The sequence below is a fragment of the Holdemanella porci genome, assembly GCF_019052655.1.
Taxonomy (GTDB): Bacteria; Bacillota_I; Bacilli_A; order Erysipelotrichales; family Erysipelotrichaceae; genus Holdemanella; species Holdemanella hominis.
The window spans coordinates 1-18260 of record NZ_JAHQVB010000041.1; the positions used below are offsets into that span (position 1 = coordinate 1).

At 34.6% G+C, this 18260-nt stretch carries 17 protein-coding genes, 1 other RNA gene and 1 riboswitch; of the genes, 13 read left to right on the top strand and 5 right to left on the bottom strand.

Features of this window, described 5'->3' with window-relative positions; all coding sequences use genetic code 11:
* Positions 1–76 precede the first annotated feature (76 nt).
* Together KTQ83_RS08055 and recU are read right to left on the bottom strand one after the other, a co-directional pair.
* Positions 77–2563 (bottom strand): transglycosylase domain-containing protein, encoded by a 2487-nt coding sequence (locus KTQ83_RS08055; protein ID WP_217256513.1) that lies wholly within the window; start codon positions 2561–2563, stop codon positions 77–79.
* On the bottom strand, positions 2564–3157 hold the full coding sequence (gene recU / locus KTQ83_RS08060) for a Holliday junction resolvase RecU (RefSeq protein ID WP_186999436.1): 594 nt from the start codon (positions 3155–3157) through the stop codon (positions 2564–2566). It abuts the gene before it with no gap.
* A 103-nt stretch (positions 3158–3260) separates the two neighbouring features.
* Here recU and gpsB point away from each other — a divergent pair, with 103 nt between their 5' ends.
* From gpsB to KTQ83_RS08085, 5 genes are all read left to right on the top strand, one after another.
* Positions 3261–3602, top strand: coding sequence for a cell division regulator GpsB (gpsB, locus tag KTQ83_RS08065; protein WP_117924274.1), 342 nt, complete (start codon positions 3261–3263; stop codon positions 3600–3602).
* Between the two features lie 4 nt (positions 3603–3606).
* Positions 3607–3950: RNase P RNA component class B (rnpB, locus tag KTQ83_RS08070), an RNA gene on the top strand.
* A gap of 75 nt (positions 3951–4025) precedes the next feature.
* Positions 4026–4139, top strand: a riboswitch (FMN riboswitch).
* A gap of 87 nt (positions 4140–4226) precedes the next feature.
* Positions 4227–4865 (top strand): ECF transporter S component, encoded by a 639-nt coding sequence (locus tag KTQ83_RS08075; RefSeq protein WP_117924277.1) that lies wholly within the window; start codon positions 4227–4229, stop codon positions 4863–4865.
* Between the two features lie 7 nt (positions 4866–4872).
* Positions 4873–5328, top strand: coding sequence for a pyridoxamine 5'-phosphate oxidase family protein (locus tag KTQ83_RS08080; protein WP_117924279.1), 456 nt, complete (start codon positions 4873–4875; stop codon positions 5326–5328).
* 180 nt (positions 5329–5508) lie between these two features.
* Entirely contained in the window at positions 5509–6447 is a 939-nt protein-coding gene (locus KTQ83_RS08085) for a magnesium transporter CorA family protein (protein ID WP_186999429.1), read from the top strand.
* Between the two features lie 50 nt (positions 6448–6497).
* Here KTQ83_RS08085 and KTQ83_RS08090 read toward each other — a convergent pair whose 3' ends face one another.
* The gene (locus tag KTQ83_RS08090) at positions 6498–6974 is read right to left on the bottom strand and encodes a COG2426 family protein (protein WP_117924283.1); all 477 of its coding nucleotides are present in this window, start codon (positions 6972–6974) and stop codon (positions 6498–6500) included.
* Positions 6975–7122: 148 nt separating this feature from the next.
* Between KTQ83_RS08090 and KTQ83_RS08095 the strand changes: the two genes are divergently transcribed.
* Together KTQ83_RS08095 and KTQ83_RS08100 are read left to right on the top strand one after the other, a co-directional pair.
* The gene (locus KTQ83_RS08095; RefSeq protein WP_186999430.1) at positions 7123–7707 is read left to right on the top strand and encodes an HdeD family acid-resistance protein; all 585 of its coding nucleotides are present in this window, start codon (positions 7123–7125) and stop codon (positions 7705–7707) included.
* Between the two features lie 11 nt (positions 7708–7718).
* Positions 7719–8909 (top strand): iron-containing alcohol dehydrogenase, encoded by a 1191-nt coding sequence (locus tag KTQ83_RS08100; RefSeq protein WP_186999431.1) that lies wholly within the window; start codon positions 7719–7721, stop codon positions 8907–8909.
* Between the two features lie 12 nt (positions 8910–8921).
* On the opposite strand, the gene KTQ83_RS08105 is transcribed toward KTQ83_RS08100, so the two are convergent.
* A complete protein-coding gene (locus KTQ83_RS08105) occupies positions 8922–9854 on the bottom strand; it encodes a DUF1002 domain-containing protein (protein WP_186999432.1) in 933 nt (310 codons plus the stop codon).
* A 133-nt stretch (positions 9855–9987) separates the two neighbouring features.
* On the opposite strand from KTQ83_RS08105, the gene KTQ83_RS08110 reads away from it, so the two are divergent.
* Complete coding sequence (locus KTQ83_RS08110; protein ID WP_186999433.1) at positions 9988–10386, top strand: metal-dependent transcriptional regulator; 399 nt, start codon at positions 9988–9990, stop codon at positions 10384–10386.
* A 24-nt stretch (positions 10387–10410) separates the two neighbouring features.
* On the opposite strand, the gene KTQ83_RS08115 is transcribed toward KTQ83_RS08110, so the two are convergent.
* A complete protein-coding gene (locus KTQ83_RS08115; protein ID WP_186999434.1) occupies positions 10411–11109 on the bottom strand; it encodes a TIGR00266 family protein in 699 nt (232 codons plus the stop codon).
* 322 nt (positions 11110–11431) lie between these two features.
* On the opposite strand from KTQ83_RS08115, the gene nrdD reads away from it, so the two are divergent.
* The 5 genes from nrdD to KTQ83_RS08140 all read left to right on the top strand — a co-directional run bounded on the left by nrdD (position 11432) and on the right by KTQ83_RS08140 (position 18236).
* Positions 11432–13606: an anaerobic ribonucleoside-triphosphate reductase gene (gene nrdD / locus KTQ83_RS08120; protein WP_117924293.1), complete on the top strand. Its 2175-nt coding sequence runs from the start codon at positions 11432–11434 to the stop codon at positions 13604–13606.
* A gap of 34 nt (positions 13607–13640) precedes the next feature.
* Positions 13641–14162 carry an anaerobic ribonucleoside-triphosphate reductase activating protein gene (gene nrdG, locus KTQ83_RS08125; RefSeq protein WP_117924295.1) on the top strand — a complete coding sequence of 174 codons (522 nt, stop codon included), beginning with the start codon at positions 13641–13643 and terminating at the stop codon, positions 14160–14162.
* A gap of 670 nt (positions 14163–14832) precedes the next feature.
* Positions 14833–15480: a 2-C-methyl-D-erythritol 4-phosphate cytidylyltransferase gene (gene ispD / locus KTQ83_RS08130; protein WP_117924297.1), complete on the top strand. Its 648-nt coding sequence runs from the start codon at positions 14833–14835 to the stop codon at positions 15478–15480.
* Between the two features lie 8 nt (positions 15481–15488).
* The gene (locus KTQ83_RS08135) at positions 15489–15956 is read left to right on the top strand and encodes a hypothetical protein (RefSeq protein WP_217256511.1); all 468 of its coding nucleotides are present in this window, start codon (positions 15489–15491) and stop codon (positions 15954–15956) included.
* Positions 15957–16028: 72 nt separating this feature from the next.
* Positions 16029–18236 (top strand): HAD-IC family P-type ATPase, encoded by a 2208-nt coding sequence (locus KTQ83_RS08140; RefSeq protein ID WP_217256510.1) that lies wholly within the window; start codon positions 16029–16031, stop codon positions 18234–18236.
* Positions 18237–18260 lie beyond the last annotated feature (24 nt).

Genomic DNA, 18260 nt, shown 5'->3' on the forward strand with positions numbered 1-18260 from the left:
ACCATCCAGACAATAGTATCTGGATGGTTCGTCATTTCTTAACTTAATGACATTGCTCAATTGAGCACTTTCATTGTTATAGTCTATCGAATATATTGTAGAGATTTCTTCGATCAAACCAAACATAGCCTGTTGTGTTGTCTGTGGAAGTATCTGTTCCTGGAGTACTAGGTTCCGTTGGTTCAGGTGTTGTAGGTTCTGTAGGTTCTGTTGGTTCTGTAGAAGGATATGTACATGCACTTCCGTCCCAAGTTCCGCCGTTATCTGTACAAGTTTTTTCGGCTTCGTTTGTTTCTTCTTTTTCTTCTTTTTTGCATGTACCAGCTTCAGAATCCCATTCACCACCATCGGCTTCACAAGCTTCTCTTTCTTTATCATCAGACTTTTTACATGTCTGGTTTTCTTCATCCCATTCGCCACCATTGGCTTCACAAGCATCTTGCGCATCATTGTTTTCGGATGTTATATCACCTTTTGATTTGAATTCATCTTTGATGTATCCACCCCTGTAGTCTGAGATACCACTAGGTCTTTCAAGTGCAGAATATGTTGCATATTTTTGCATGTAATCAAGCATGTAGTGTGAAATATGGAATGCTGAAGCAACATTTAAATCATTCCAAGTAATATACATACCATAGTTTGTGATGGCATCCGTTGTATATCCACTCCAACAAGCGATTGTATATTTATTTGTATAGCCTACTGACCATTCATCTTTGGCAACCCCCTCAGGAATTTTATATGGGTTCGCAGGCCAGTCTGTTGTACCTGATTTTCCATATACTGTATAGTTGCTCGCAAGAATTTCGTTGTAGTTTTGGTAACCACCTGAAACTACTTTTTCAAGTAATTGCGAAATCATCCATGCGGCTTGTTCACTGATAATATCATATGTTTTAGCGTTTGTCTTAAATTCTTTTTTATCGGATCTACGAACTACTTTTCTTACACGGTGAGCATCTACACGCTTACCTCCATTCGCAAATGTTGAGTAAGCACTTGCTTGTTGGATTGGGCTTGCACGCATGCTCGAACCACCGATTGCGTATTGTTCATTAAATCCTTCAGCTACTTCATCGCTAAAACCAAGCTTTTTACAATAATCGATCCAATAATCATAGCCTTTAGCGGTTACTAAATCAATCATAGCTTGAGCGGCTGTGGTATTTTTTGAAACACCTAATGCATCTTGTAAACTCATAATACCATTGTATTTACCGTCTGAGTTTTTAGGAGCGTAAGAACCATTTTTCCAATAGTCTTTTTTCTTATCGTTTACCTGATGAGAGGTAGACCATCCTAAGATATCAAATGTACTTGCATAGGCAAGTAATGGTTTCATACTTGAACCTGGTTGATTTGGTTCGGTTGAGTAATCAATTTTTACGGAGTCTGAGTGATAACGACGGCCAGGTCCAACTGCAATAATTTCCCCCGTATCGTTTTCAATCATTGAGAAACCAACATCGAAATATTCGTTAGGGAATTGAACGATGTTACCGTTACATATTTCATCAGCTTGTTTTTGAGCATCTTGATTTAGTGCGGTATAGATATCCATTGGAATAATGGCCGGATCTTGTCCAGTTAATTCCATAACCTCACTTAATGTTTGTGTGATATAAGCTTGATTTGGATCATCACTTGTACGCTCTACATATTCTAAAGAGAATGACAAATCTTGGTTTGAAGCAAGATTAAATTCTTCTTCCGTAATATAACCATGTTGTAACATCAATTCTAAAGTTACATTTCTACGATTTTGAGCAGCTTTTAAATGATCTAGCTTTGTGTTTGCTTCGTTTAAATTGTTTAATGGATTGTATGTATCTGGTGCATTGATACAACCTGCCAAGAAGGCAGCCTCACCTAAATTTAATTGGGATACATCTTTGTTAAAGAAGTATTGTGCGGCTTTTTGAATGCCACGTGTATTGTTTCCTGAACCAAACCAAATACGGTTTACGTAGTATTCAAAGATTTGTTCTTTATTAATGCTTTGTTCAGCAATCAATGAAAGATAGATTTCTTGAACTTTTAATTTTAATTTTTGAACGGTTGTGATCGTACCCTGTTCAGTTTCTAATTTCTTTTCCTGGTTCTTAGTAAATGCATTATCAATCATCTGCATGGTTAATGTAGAACCACCTTGAGCAAGACTTCCAGATTTCAAGTTTGCCATAGCAGATTTCAAAAAACGTGGCAAGTCAAATCCATTGTGGTCGAAGAAACGTGAATCTTCAATTGATAAAAAAGCATCGACAACAGATTGTGGAATTTGTGAATAGGTTACGTCTTCACGGATCTCATCTCCAAGTTCATAGAATACGTTGCCTGAAGCATCGTAAAGTCTTGAATTGGATAATGTAGTCAAACCGTCTTGCGAAAAACGCATGCCGTCAGGATCGTTGATAATGTTAACAAGAACGAAGAATACGGAGATGCATCCAACTAAAAATATAGATAAGACGGATACGGCTAGTTTATTCCAAATGTCTAGTTTTCTTCTGTTTGTCTTTTGTGTTTTTGGCTTATTTTGTTCGTGTTGTGATTGGGCCATTTACTTATCCTCCTTAAAATAGAGTTCATCTACAGCTTTTAAATACGCTAACCTAGGATATAATCCTTCTTGAATAAGAATCCCGTGGGATTGAAACCAAGAATATGGTATAGAGCTTTTGTCTATATTTTCTATTTTATCTATGAGCAGTTTTGAATCAATAAGGTAGGTTTCGTTATGATAATTAAATCGAATAATAAAAAAACCAATACCTCCATGAAATACAACTTTTTTTAGATGTTTGATTTGATGTGGGTGAATCATAAAGAGTGGGAAACTCGTTTTATTTTTCGTTTCCTTTGCTTCAAAATCAATGTATTTACCTCGATATACGCCGTTGTAGTCCGTCGTGGAAGGCGTTTTATAGTAAGCTTCAGTAATTTTAGCTCTTTGCCTTTTTGGATAGTCCACATGAACAACTTGAACGGGTGTTGGCTTTTTATAAATCAAAGCTTTATCGAGTTCTCTATAATATTTATTAGAGTCGTTTATATCGTTTTCGAGGCGCATACCTCGAGAACTATAACTCTTTTGTTGCATTGTATTTATGGTTGAAATTGCATTCGGATATTTAATAGTGCTCATCACGAACATTATATATGAAAAAGAATGAACATTCAATGAATCTGAAAAGTCAGAGTTGATTTTTTTGTGTAAAACATTCATAATATTTAGGTAGATATAGGGGGACTTATATATGGCAAAAGATATGAATTTGACAGCTCAGGAAATTTATGAAAAAGAATTTCATGTAGACTTGAAGGGATATGCCCCTGCTGAAGTAGATGAATTTCTAGATATGGTAATTGAAGATTATCAAAAATATGATGAAAAAGTAGAAGAATTAGGTGCTGCAGTCACTCGTTATGAAGAAAAAATCAAAGAATTGCAGCAACAGTTGTTTGCGTTACAAAGTGAGAATGAAAACTTAAACGAAAAAGTAAATTCTGATTTTGTGAATGGAAGCAGTAATACAGTCGATATTTTAAAACGTATTGCACGTTTGGAAAAAGCTGTATTTAATCAAAGTGAAGAATAGTGAATTAAATCGACAGTCGCTGGCTACATAGATAGTTAGAGGAAAGTCCATGCTCGCACAATCTGTGATGATTGTAGTGTTTGTGCTAGATGAATAAATAAGTCTAGGCAAGTTATTGCTTGACGGCTGTTTTGTTTGCTAAGGGAAACTATGTAAACAAACTTTAAAAGTGCCACAGAGACGAATCTATATGGAAACGTATAGGGTGGAACGGGTAAACCCCACAAGCGAGAAACCCAAATTTGGTAGGGGAATCGGCTGGAATGAAACGAAAGGAAGGCTGGATAGCTTTATGCTATAGATAAATGACTGTCACCACGCAAGTGGAACAGAACATGGCTTATGATTTAAGGATACTACAAAGAGCAATTTAATTTGCTCTTTTTTTTTACTTGAAACAAGTGTATACTGAATTTGCATAAATTAAATCTTCAGGGTTGGGTGAAATTCCCTATCGGCGGTAAACCCCGCGAGCATTATGCATGAACTGGTGCAATTCCAGTGGCGACAGTATAGTCTGGATGGAAGAAGATGTTTTTATATATTCTTTTGTATATTTAAACGCGCCTAGGGGATTTTCTTTAGGCACGTTTTTTTAGTTGATATATGAAGGGATGATGATTTATGAGTTCAACAAAGAAACTAACAACGATTGCGATCTTAAGTGCGATGGCAATGGTTTTAAACTTATTGATACAATTTCCAATTGTACCAGCCGTATCTTTTCTAAGCTACGATCCAAAAGATATCATTATTGTGATTGCAGGATTTATTTATGGCCCTATGACATCTTTTATTATGAGTCTATTGTGTTCGTTTTTAGAAATCGTATTCCGTGGAGGAAACTTATTAGATGTTTTGATGAATGTGATTTCAACTTGTACATTTGCATGTGTTGCAGCTTGCATCTATAAGTATAAACACTCTAAAAAAGGAGCTATCATCGGCTTGGTATTAGGAACTGTATGCTGTACATTGAGTATGACATTATGGAACTATATTGTTACACCGATTTATTATCAAATGCCAAGAAGTGCAGTGGTCGGTATGTTACTTCCAGGTATTGTTCCATTCAATTTTATTAAATGTACATTAAATGCAGCCTGTGCAATGTTGATCTACAAACCACTTGTAAATGCGTTGAGAAATACGCAGTTTGTTACACAGCCTAATACAAGTGAAGGACTTACAAAAGATGTTGGAATTGTCAGTGCATTTATTATTGTATCAATTGCAGTTTTAATATTAGTTATGAAAGGTTAGGAAAAACATGGAACTTTTAGAAGCAAAAAAAATTATGGATGAAAAATTAGGGGATTATAAAATCATGGCTTTGGCTAGCTGTGTAGACGATTATCCTATGGTAAGAAATGTAAGTTGCGTTTTCTACAATGACAAGATTTATTTTAAGACGGACAAAAACTTTAGAAAAACACAACAATTGTTCAAAAATGATAAAGTAGCTATGTGCTTTAATGGAGTGCAAGTAGAGGGGACAGCTAAAAACTTAGGCTTGGTTGTTGATGAACCTGGTCGTATTTTTGAAAAGAAATACAAAGAATTCTTGTGGCAAAGCTACAATGCATATTCACATGTAGATACAGAAATTCTAATTGAAGTTACACCTAAGTTTGTTGAAATCTGGGATGAAGACAAAGATCGTAATGCATTCCAATTGTTTATTGATTTTGACAAAGAAACAGTGGAATACAAACCTTATGACTAGTTTTTACTAGTCTTTTTTTTGTGAAAATTTACAAGAAAATGACATGAATATGATACAATATTCTCTAGTAGAAAGTAGGTGGAAACATGTCTCCAGACCCGAGTTATTTTAATAATAAAAATGTATATATGTTCGGAGACATGGGATTTGTCTTCGTTTAAGATATAAGGAGGACAAATTGTGTTAGAGTTTTATAAAACATTTGAAGATGGAACACGCAAAATTCAAGAACCAGAACCAGGCTGTTGGATTAATGCGATTGCACCTACAGAAGAAGAAAGATATTATTTGATTGAACAAATTGGTGTTTTACCTGAATTTGTCAAATCTTCACTGGATGAAGAAGAAAGCTCGCATATGGACTATGACGATGATTTTAGACAGTTGTTGATTATTTTTGACTATCCAAGTGCGGAAAATGAAGATGATGATTCGATTGATTCAACTTATTCCACATTGCCAATTGGTATTGTGATTTTAAAAGGATATGTAGTCACAATTAGTTTGTATGAAAACTGGAGTATTTTAGAAATGTCACAAGGAAGAATCAAAGGTATGGATACGCGTTTAAAAACGAGGTTCTTCTTACTTTTAGCTTTGCGTATTTCACAACGTTTCTTGATTTGTCTACGCCAAATTGATCGTTTATCAAGTCGTGCTGAGACGCGTTTACATCAATCGGTAGAAAATGATGAGTTGATTGAAATGTTAGGTTTAGAAAAATCATTGGTTTATTTTTCGACTTCGTTAAAATCGGATGAAGTAACATTAAATAAAATTATGCGTGGAAAACAAATTCAATTGTATGAAGAAGATGAGGATTTGTTAGAGGACGTCATGATTGAAATCCATCAGGCCATCGAGATGTGTAACATTTACTCAAACACAATGGCAGGTACGATGGATACGTTTGCGAGTATTATTTCTAATAATATGAACATTGTCATGAATAAATTGACTGTAATCACAATTGTTATGGCTATCCCAAATATTATTTTTGGATTCTATGGGATGAACGTACAGTTGCCATTTCCGTTTGTATGGTTTCCTAGTTTTGTAGCTATTTTAGCTTGTGTAATTGCGACTGTTTATTTTTTCAGGCACAATATGTTTAAGTAAGGTTTGAAAAAATCAAACCTTTTTTCTTTTAGATAAAAGAAAAAGCACTATTAGAATAGTGCTCCCAGTGCTCCAAACAATCCCATACTCGTAAGAGCCATGATGATACCGGCTAAAATGACACCTAACATAACAGCTAGTACACTCGATTTGAAATTCATATCTAAGATACTAGCGGCAAGTGTACCAGTCCAGGCTCCTGTTCCTGGTAATGGAATGCCCACAAATATTAATAGGGCTACAAACAATCCTTTTCCTGCAGTGGCTTGTAATTTTTTACCACCTTTTTCACCTTTTTCTAGACACCACGTAAAGAAGTTTCCGACAACTGGCTTGTCAGCTCCCCAGACAAGAATCTTTCTGGCAAAGAAATAGATGAAGGGAACAGGAATCATATTTCCAATAATCGCAATTATATAATATTGAATAAATGGTAATCCCATTCCAGCTGCGATTGGAATTGCTCCACGAAGTTCAATAAGTGGTACCATAGATACAAAAAACACAATCAGGTATTTTTTAAACATTTAGAATCTCCTTTTTTTCGACAAATAAAAGTTTATCATTGATGACATAAATTTACAATAATAGACAGAATTTAAAACGTGTCTAGCACTGTGGTGTTGAAAGCGCTAAAAATAGTGTTATACTGAAATCATAAAGGAGATGTTACTTATGAAATGGTTTGATTCTGATTATGATTATATTGATGAATTCAAAACACAATGGAATGAAAGGTATAAAAAGGCTAAAAGAATGAGTATAATATTAAGTATAGTATTGATTCTTATTGGTATTTTATGTTTTGTGTTTCCAGAAAAGGTATTCACAACGATTCAAATTATCGCAGCCATTGGCTTGATTGTTTGGGGTGCATGTGAAATTTATTCATATATCACAACAACCTTCTTCTTTAGAGATGCAATGTGGCTAGCCAGTGGTATCTTAAATATTTTGTTAGGTTGTTTATTATGCACGATGCCAGTTACAATTACTGTAAGTACATTTACATTTTTGTTTGCGTTTGTGCTATTGGTCAATGGTATTCAAAAGATTACTTGGGGTTCTAGACTTAGTTTTTTTAGAGTGATCGATACGAAATATTTAAGTTTTACAGGTTGGGTCAATCTGTTGTTAAGCATTATTTTTTTGGTAATGCCATTCCAAAGTGCTTTAGTCATTAATTATATTATTGCGACCTATTTGGTTGTGGCTGGTCTTAGCTTGTCGATTGAAGCTGTTTCAATGAAAAAGATTTAAAAGGGGTAAACATGGAAAAATTTAAGTTTTATGCACCAACAAAAGTGTATTTTGGTAAAGATGAGGAACAAAGGGTTGGAAAGATTTTACAAGAATATCATCCAAAGAAAGTATTGATTCATTATGGAGGGAAAAGTGCCATTCAATCCGGTCTTTTGGATCGAGTGAAAAAGGCGCTTGATGAAGAAAATATTGCCTATTGTTTGTGTGGAGGTGTTGTTGCTAATCCATTACTTTCAAAGGTGAACGAAGGAATTCAAATTTGTAAAGAAGAAGGAGTTGACTTTATTCTTGCTGTTGGTGGAGGAAGCGTTTTAGACTCAAGCAAAGGCATTGCATATGGTGTTTATAATGAAGGTGATGTCTGGGATTATTACGCAAGAAAGAAAAAGGTGAAGGGTGCTTTACCTATGGGGTGTATCTTAACGCTATCCGCAACAGGCAGTGAAATGAGCAATTCAAGTGTAATCACAAATGAAGATGGTAATCTGAAACGTGGTTTAAGCAGTGATTATGGATATTTTAAATTTTCTATTTTAAATCCAAAATTAACATATACTGTATCTCAATACCAAACAATGTGTGGGTGTACGGATATTATTATGCATACATTGGAACGATATTTTACGCCATCCCAAACATTGGATTTGGTAGATCAAATGGCAGAAAGTTTAGTCCGTATTGTCATAAAAAACACAAAAATTCTTTTAGAAGATCCTTCTAACGAACAGGCACGCTCTGAAATTATGTGGGCAGGTAGTGTTTCACACAATGACATGACTGGAGATCGTTCTTTAGGAGATTGGGCTTGCCATCAATTGGAACATGAATTAAGTGGAATGTTTAATGTAGCACATGGTGCAGGTCTTGCGGCTATTTGGGATAGTTGGGCAAATCATGTATATATGGAAAATCCAACGCGATTTGCCAAACTTGGGCATCGTGTTTTTGGTTTGGATGATTCGGATACATTATCTTGTGCTTTGAATACTATTGAAAAGATGGAAGAATTCTTTAGAAGTATCGGCATGCCGACAAGTATTCAAGGATTGTTAAAACGTAAGTGTACAGAACCAGAATTGTATGAATTAACATACAAATGCAGCTTTGAGCATACGCGCACAATTGGAAAATTTAAAGAGTTGGATGAAATGGATATGCTTGAAATATATCGTATGGCAAATGAAAAGGAAGTCGCTTAAGACTTCCTTATTTTAGTTAAATAGACTTTTAATGAAGTTAATAATCTTGTCAAACCATCCTTCAGATTGGGCTTTGTTGAATAATCCAGATAATTGATTTTTTAAACTGCCAGATAATTTGTTTAATTGATTTAATACTTCTTGTGAGTCAATAGCCGAAGTGTTTTGGTATTTCTTGGCGAATGCAATCAATTTATCGATATCGTCTTGAGAGATGATGTCACTTAAATTAAATTCCTCCAAAGCATCCTGTACGACTTGTTCAACTTGTTCGGTAGTTGCAGCACTACCTTGGTTTTGCTTGATTTGGGCAAGCTCTTGTTTGATTTCTACTAAAGCCTGATCTAAGCGGGCAGAGTCAAAATTAGAATCGTCTGCATTATTTTGAGCAATTTCGTTTGTTGCTTCAAGCTCATCTTGTGCAACTTGTGTGCGGTCTGGATCTAGTGTTTCTCCGTTAGCTTCTAACGCTTTGTAAACGCCGGTTAGAGCAGATTCTCCGGTAACTTTTGAAATGGAAGCAACATCGATTTCAACATCACTGACACCTGCTGTAATTGCGGCGTTGGCATATTGGTTGGATGTGATCTTTGTGATATTGCTTTGTGTGATGATTTTTACTTTTACACCTGTACCAGAATCTTGTTTTTGAACCATAACACTTGAAATCAAACTGGATGTATCTCCGCCAACGATTCCTAAATAGTTGTATAAGTCGTTGGCATCAACACTTGTTTCGTAGACGTTATTTGTATCTTCAATATCAAATAATTCACGTGTGCTTTGGATTTGATCTTCACTTAAACCACCACCATATACAACGGTTGGTTTACCCCATTTTTCATCTATAACAGATGTATCGATTGCGAATACGTTCGTGGCAGCGGCTGAAATGCTCATAATGGCTGCTAGAGATACGCCTAATAATTTATTACATTTAAACATTTTTTTGTTCTCCTTTTGCATAATTTTGCTTTACTAGTGTATCTTAACTTTATTTTTTGTGCAAAAGTTTTGAATCTTATGTGAAATTTTGTTATACTTTTATGGTAAGCTAAAACTAACTGGAGGAATAGAAATGCAGCTAACACAATCTCAGGAAGATTATTTAGAAACAATATATGTATTAAAGTCTCAACAAGAGAATGTTCGTGCTATTGATGTGGCGGCAGCTCTAGGCTTTTCTAAGCCGAGCGTTTCACATGCTTTGAAAGACTTAAAAGAAAAAGAATTGATTTATACGGACAAAACAGGATATTTATTCTTTACAGAACAAGGACAAAAACAGGCTAGTCAAGTGTATGAAAGGCATATTTATTTTAAGAATCAATTGCTCCATGCTGGCGTAGAATCTGTTCTTGCAGAAGAAGAAGCTTGTCGTATGGAACATACAATTAGTGAAGAGAGTTTTAAAAAATTAAAGGGTAGTAAATGCGTGCGCTCATGTATTGACTGCAAGGGGGACGATTGTAAGTAAAAAGCGTGAATGGCTCACGCTTTTTTAGTCCTTTCCTTGAGGTATAAATGGGATTAATGCATCAGCTAATGAATGTAGGTTACGAGATTGGATGTACACTTTTCCGTTTCCGTGGAACTCATTCACTAAACCTTCACCTGTTGTGAATCCAAATGTCCCGGATGCAATTTTGATTTCATAATCTAAAGAATCGTCCCATGCGATAACGTGTTCATTATCAATTGTGATTGGATGATCTGCATCTACATTGATTTCCATAATGTCACCATATGCATTGATCAATAGGTCGCCTTGTCCAGATGTATGCATGACAAAGAATCCACCGGTTCCACCAAGTAATGCTTTTCCAACGCTTTGTGTTTTCATTTCGTAGCTAACAGTGTTATCACATGCCAAAAAAGCACCATTATTTAAATAGTAGTGACATGCTGGTGTAACCTCTAAACATGTGATTTTTCCTGGAATAGAAGGTGCAATACCAAGTAATCCGTCGTGACTTGTTCCGGTAGCCTCTGTAATAAACATACTTTCGCCACTGGTAAGGCTTCGTCCTAAGGCGCCTAATACGCCGCTAATACCTTTTTTGTTACTGTTCATTTTACCTTCAATCACAACGTTTGACATATAGGCCATAGAGCCTCTTTCGATTTTTACCGTTTCATTATTCTGTAGATTGATTTCAACGATAGGGCAATCTGAATCGCCTTTGATTTTATAGTCCATAGTGACCTCCTTTTTGCATCTTTCTTTTATTGTATCAAGTATATGTGAATTTAACATTAATTATCATAATTTATTTAAATTGACACAATAAGTGTCAATATTCATATTATTTTAATGATAAATGAGGTTGCACAAAAATGGTTGGAAATTAAAATATTTACACAAATTAGCGGACTTTAAAAAAATAAAAAAACTGGTTTCCTTTACATAAAGGTCAAGCATTATTTCGTATGAATGTAAAGACTTGTTTTAGAAAAATTTATTAGTATACTAGATGTATACAAAAATAGTTGAAGGTTCAACTATTTTTAGGAGGATTAATATGAATGTAATTAAAAGAAGTGGAGAAGAAGTCGTTTTTGATGCATCAAAGATTGAAAATGCAATCAAAAAAGCAAGTAAAGCTACAACACACAATCAAATGACAGATGAATTGATTCATTCTGTTACGCAAAGTGTTATCGATAAATGTGAAAACTTGAAGAGAAGCCCAAATGTGGAAGAAATTCAAGATATGGTTGAGGGAGAATTGATGGAACATCGTTGTTTTGCGGTAGCTCACAACTATATCACATATCGTTATGAACGTGCTTTAATTCGTAAGGCAAATTCAACAGATAAGCAGATCATGTCTTTGCTGGAGCGAAATAATGAAGAAGTTAAACAAGAAAACTCAAATAAAAATCCATTAGTAAACAGTGTTCAGCGTGATTATATGGCTGGAGAAGTTTCAAAGGATATCACAAAACGTTTCTTGTTACCTCAAGATGTTATGGAGGCCCATGAAAAAGGTGTTATTCATTTCCATGATTCAGATTACTTTGCACAACACATGCACAACTGTTGTTTAGTAAATTTAGAGGACATGCTTCAAAATGGTACAGTTATCTCTGAAACAATGATTGAAAAACCACATAGTTTCTCTACAGCATGTAACGTAGCTACACAAATAATTGCGCAAGTTGCTAGTTCACAATATGGAGGGCAAAGTATTACACTTTCTCACTTAGCTCCATTTGTACAGGTTTCAAGAGAAAAAGCACGTCGTGAAGTAAAAGAAGAATTAGAATCATTAAATCTAGATTCATCTGAAGATACAGTTAATAAAATGGCAGAAATGCGTGTTCGTAAAGAAATTGAAAAAGGTGTACAGATGATTCAATACCAGGTTATCACATTGATGACGACAAATGGTCAAGCTCCATTTGTGACTGTCTTCATGTATTTAAATGAAGTGCCTGAAGGACAGACTCGTGATGACTTAGCTATGATTATTGAAGAAATGTTGAAACAAAGAATCAAGGGAGTTAAAAATGAAAAAGGTATCTGGATTACGCCGGCTTTCCCTAAATTGATTTATGTTCTTGAAGAAAACAACATTGAAGAAGATTCTAAATATTGGCATTTGACAGAATTAGCGGCTAGATGTACAGCTAAGCGTATGGTTCCAGATTATATTTCTGAAAAGAAAATGTTGGAATTAAAAGTAGATGCGAATGGAGAAGGGCATTGTTATCCGTGTATGGGATGTCGTTCATTCTTAACTACGTATTTAGATGAAAATGGTAAACCAAAATACTATGGCCGATTCAACCAAGGTGTTGTTACTTTGAACTTAGTTGATGTAGCTTGTTCAAGTAAACAGGATGAAGAAGCATTCTGGAGAATCATGGATGAAAGATTGGCGTTGTGTAAAAAGGCATTGATGTGTCGCCATGAAAGATTATTAGGTACACCAAGTGATGTAGCTCCTATTTTATGGCAAAATGGTGCATTGGCGCGTTTGAAAAAAGGAGAGCCAATCGACAAATTATTATTTGGTGGATATTCTACAATTTCTTTGGGATATGCTGGATTATGTGAATGTGTATATTATATGACTGGACACCCTCATACTGAAGAGCCAGGAACTTCATTTGGATTGAAAGTTATGCAGTATCTAAATGATGCTTGTGCTAAATGGAAGGCAGAAGAAAATATTGACTTCTCATTATATGGAACTCCTATGGAGTCAACTACATTTAAGTTCTCTAAACATCTACAAGAGCGTTTTGGAATTATTCCACATGTAACGGATAAGAACTATATCACAAATAGTTATCATGTTCATGTAACAGAAGAAATTGATGCGTTTACTAAATTAACATTTGAATCACAGTTCCAAAAACTTTCTCCAGGTGGAGCCATTAGCTATGTAGAAGTTCCAAATATGGAAAATAACATTGAAGCTGTTTTGGCAATTATGAAACATATTTATAATCATATTATGTATGCAGAGTTGAACACAAAATCAGATTATTGCCAAGTATGTGGATATACAGGAGAAATCAAGATTGTGGAAGATGAAAACCATAAATTAGTTTGGGAATGTCCAAATTGTGGAAATCGTGACCAAGAAAAAATGAATGTGGCTCGTCGTACTTGTGGATATATCGGTACACAGTTCTGGAATCAAGGACGAACACAAGAAATCAAAGAAAGAGTACTACACTTATAAGAGCTAGTTTCTAGCTCTTTTTTAGGAGGTATTTATGTATTTTGGAAATATAAAGAAAAACGATATTGCGAACGGTAAAGGGGTGCGTGTGACACTATTTGTATCGGGATGTACAAATCATTGTAAAAATTGTTTCCAGCCAGAAACATGGAACTTTGATTATGGTAAGCCTTATACAAAGGAAACAGAAGATGAGGTTATTGATGCTTTAAAACCAAGCCATATTTCAGGTTTGACATTACTTGGTGGAGAGCCTTTTGAGCCGGAGAATCAAAGAGAATTAGTTAAATTGCTTCGTCGTGTTCGTGACGAATTACCAGAAAAGAATATTTGGTCTTTTACAGGCTTTGTTTTAGATCAAGACTTGTTGGATGGTGGACGAAAACATTGTGAAGTAACGGATGAAATGTTGTCGTTATTGGATGTTTTAGTGGATGGTCCATTTAAAGAAGAAGAAAAAGATATCACATTGGCATTTCGTGGTTCAAGAAACCAAAGGCTTATTGATATGAAAAAATCTTTGAAAGAACAAGAGGTAATTGAATTGGAAGTTTAATCGGTGCAATAAATTTGGATGGGGTTAGGTGAATTTGCTCTCCAAGAATTTAAGGAGCGGCATATACCCCAAAACAGTTTATAGCTGATATTGGGCTCAGACAACATTTAGCTGTCTGGGTCCATTTTTTCAACCATTTTAATGCTTCCATCATCCTTGTCGATTTCAAAATCGATGACTTTCCTAAGATCAGCATACATCCATTTCTGAATCACTCCCAGCTTTGATAGCCACTGGCTGCTTTCGTAACCAATTTGATGATTGCGATATGATTCTGCAACAATGCATTGTTGATTCTTTTCTGTTCTACAGTAATTACTCCTGTGTCTTTTGAAACGATACAACAGTAATTAAAGGCTTGTTTTAAAACAAAATAATCCGAGTTTCATTCATGTAATCCTGGAAGACATTTATATCTGAATGAAGAACATAAATGTACAACAACAATCTTATAATTCTATAATAACGTATATTAATCCTCTTGAAAATCAACAAGTGTATAGCTACAGGTGCTAAAAAAGCCCCAAAATACTTTGGAGCGAATTTTTAGCTGCCTAGCACACTGCCCTATGTAATCTTAAAGCAGATCTAAACCCCCAACTATTTTTATATGGTCGTTAATCTTCCAATTTTTTTATCAATTGTTAAGAAAATTTGATATAATGAATCCATGAACTATAGCGTGATTGTTTTAGCTGCTGGAAGAGGCAGTCGAACGAATTTAGATTATAATAAAGTATTTTATACTTTTGAAAATGGACAAACTGTACTAAATAAGAGTCTGTCTGTTTTTTTATCAGATGAAGATTGTAAACAGGTCGTTTTAGTTTGTGCGGATTATGAAAAGGACTATGTTATTGAAAACTATTTATATGATTCTCGAATCCAAGTTGTAACAGGAGGACAAACACGACAAGATAGTGTATACAACGGATTACAAATCGTAGATCAAGATTATGTTATGATTCATGATGGGGCTAGACCTTTTGTTGAAAAAAAGTGGATTTTAGATTTGAAACACTCTTTAGAAACAGAGGATGCCTGTTTATTAATGGTACCTAGTGTGGATACGACAAAGATTGTTGTGGATGGTTATGTAAAGGAATCATTAGAAAGAAAGCTTGTATATCATGCTCAGACACCGCAATGTTTTAAAACGAATTTAATTAAGGAGTGTCACCGACTTGCAAGGAATAAACAAGTGCAGGCAACAGACGATGCTCAGCTTGTAGAGTGGTTTTCTAAGGCGAGAGTAAAAGTGGTATTATCAAGTTTCACAAATAAAAAAATAACTTTGCCAGAAGATTTGAAAGGATAGGTATAAAGATGGAATATTCAGCGTTGGTATTTGATGATTGTAAAGAAGTAGAAGATACGTATGACAAATTATTAGAAACAATTGATTTGTTTGCGAATGATGAAAATTGTACGCAAATTGTTGTGAGCTGCAAGAGTGTATGGACATTAAGACTGGCTTCATCCCCTAAAAATAAGGTGATGCTTGTACAAAGACCAGATAAACCGTATGTAGCATTGTTGAATGGCTTAAAGGCTGTTAAACAAGAAAATGTTGTTGTGACTGGTATTTCTACAAAACATACAAAAGAAAACGTAGATACATTATTAGAGCATTTATCAAAATATCCGGCTATTAACTTTGATAAAGACTTGCAGGCATTTGATACAAGATTATTGATGTTCTGCCTACAAAAAGCTATTGAATCCAACTTGGCAATTACATCTTATGCCCAAGCTGTTGCGCTTGCGGATACACCACTAGAATCTTTTGAATGATACGGCTATTGTCGTATCATTTTTAATAGAATCTTAATAATTTCATATTTTAAAATGTAGTATAATAAGTATATGCATAACCCAAATAATTTATCGAAAAGCTATAAAGAAATAATTAAACAACACGTGTTTACTTTATTTAATGGAATAAACGTTGTTCTAGCTATATTTGTATTCTTTACGGGATCTTATCGTAATATGCTCTTTATGATTACGGTCATTTTAAATATGGTGATTGGATTGTTCCAGGAAATTCGTTCAAAACATATGTTGGATAAGCTTTCTTTATTAAATCAGACAAAGATTCATGTGATTCGAAATAATACTGAACTGGAATTAAGCGTTGAAGAAGTGAAAGTCAACGATATTCTCGTATTATATGCTGGCGATGAAATCAGTTTTGATGGTCATATTATATCTGGAAGCATTGAATGCGATGAATCCATGTTGACGGGTGAAAGTGATGCGGTATATAAACAAGAAAATTCATCATTACTTAGTGGAAGCTTTGTGATTTCAGGAAAATGTTGGATGCACGTAGACAAAGTAGGACAAGATACATATGCGTATTCGATTTTAAAACATGCTAAGCGTTTTAAACGTTATCCGAGTCAGTTACGAGATTCAATTGATTGGATTATAAAATGGTGTACATATATTTTAATTCCATTGGGATGTGTTTTGTTCATTAAGCAGCTTATTAAAACAAATTATACAACTGCAACCTTAAATACTGTGGCTGGCGTTGTAGGCATGATTCCCGAAGGACTTGTCTTTTTAACTAGTGTTGCATTGGCAATCAGTGCTTATAAGCTTGGTAAACAAAAGGTTTTAGTACAGGAACTATATTGTATCGAAACCTTAGCTAGGACAGATACACTGTGTTTAGATAAGACCGGTACATTGACTCAAGGAAAACTAAGTGTTTGTCATGTTGAAAAAATTGAAAATGTCGACGGAATTCTAGGCGATATGATGCAGGCTTTACCAGATGACAATGCGACAGCTATAGCGATAAGAAACTATTTTAAGGCAAGAAATTATAAGAAAGTTGTATCCTATTTGCCGTTTTCAAGTCAAAGAAAATATTCGAGCGTGACATTTGAAGATGGAGAATATAAATTAGGAGCGTATTCATATATTGCCAAAGAAATAGATTTGGATGTAGAAAAACATATTGAAGACTATACGTCTCAAGCTATGCGTGTAGTTGTTTTGATGAAAGATAATGCTGTTTTGGCTTATATTTGCCTTCGTGATGAATTAAGGCCAGATGCCAAAGATACTTTAAATTTCTTTAAAAAACAAGGCGTGGATATAAAAATTATTTCAGGAGATGATCCTAGAACAGTGGAAGCTTTAGCGAGAAAAGCAGGTTTTACATCAAAAAGTATTGATATGTCTACTATAAAGGATGTAGAAATGGTTGTAGATTCGTATTCGATTTTTGGACGTGTTACTCCAGAACAAAAAAAGGAACTTGTGTTAGCTTTAAAAAGAAGAAATAAAACTGTCGCAATGACGGGTGATGGTGTAAATGATGTTATGGCATTAAAGGAAGCAGATTGTTCTATTGCGATGGGTTCGGGTTCACAAGCATGTAAAAGTGTGGCGAGCCTAGTTTTATTAGAAAACCAAATGAATACATTACCTGTTATTTTATATCAAGGACGTTGTGTTATTAATAACATTCAAAGAACAGCCTCTTTATTTTTGGTGAAGACAATCTTCTCAATTGGACTTTCTTTATTAACACTTGTATGTTTAAAAAACTATCCGTTTAAACCTATTCAATTGACTTTGATTTCTGCCTTGGCAACTGGAATTCCTAGCTTTATATTAACGCTTGAACCAAACGGAAATATTGTAAAAGAAAATTTCTTAAGAAATGTTATATCTAAAGCATTGCCAGGAGCCATATGTGTAATTTGTAGTGTAATTGGTGTTTCAATCTTAGGCCATTTTGTTTATATTTCACCTAATGAATATTCAACAATGTGTACAATTCTTGCCGGAGTCAATGCACTTATGGTGTTGATACGAGTATGTGTGCCAATGACAATGCTAAGAAAAATATTGGTTACAATCATGTCAGTAATATTTGCCGGTTCAATCATTTTATGTAAGAACTTTTTCTATATTGTTCACTTACAATGGTATGAAATTATCTATGTGATTTTAAATGTATGTCTGATTCCTTTTATACTAACGCTTGTATCAAATTGGGTAAAAATGATTTTTAAAAAAATGGCTATGTCACAACAAACAGTTGATAAATAGCCATTTTTATAGGGGAGTATCAGA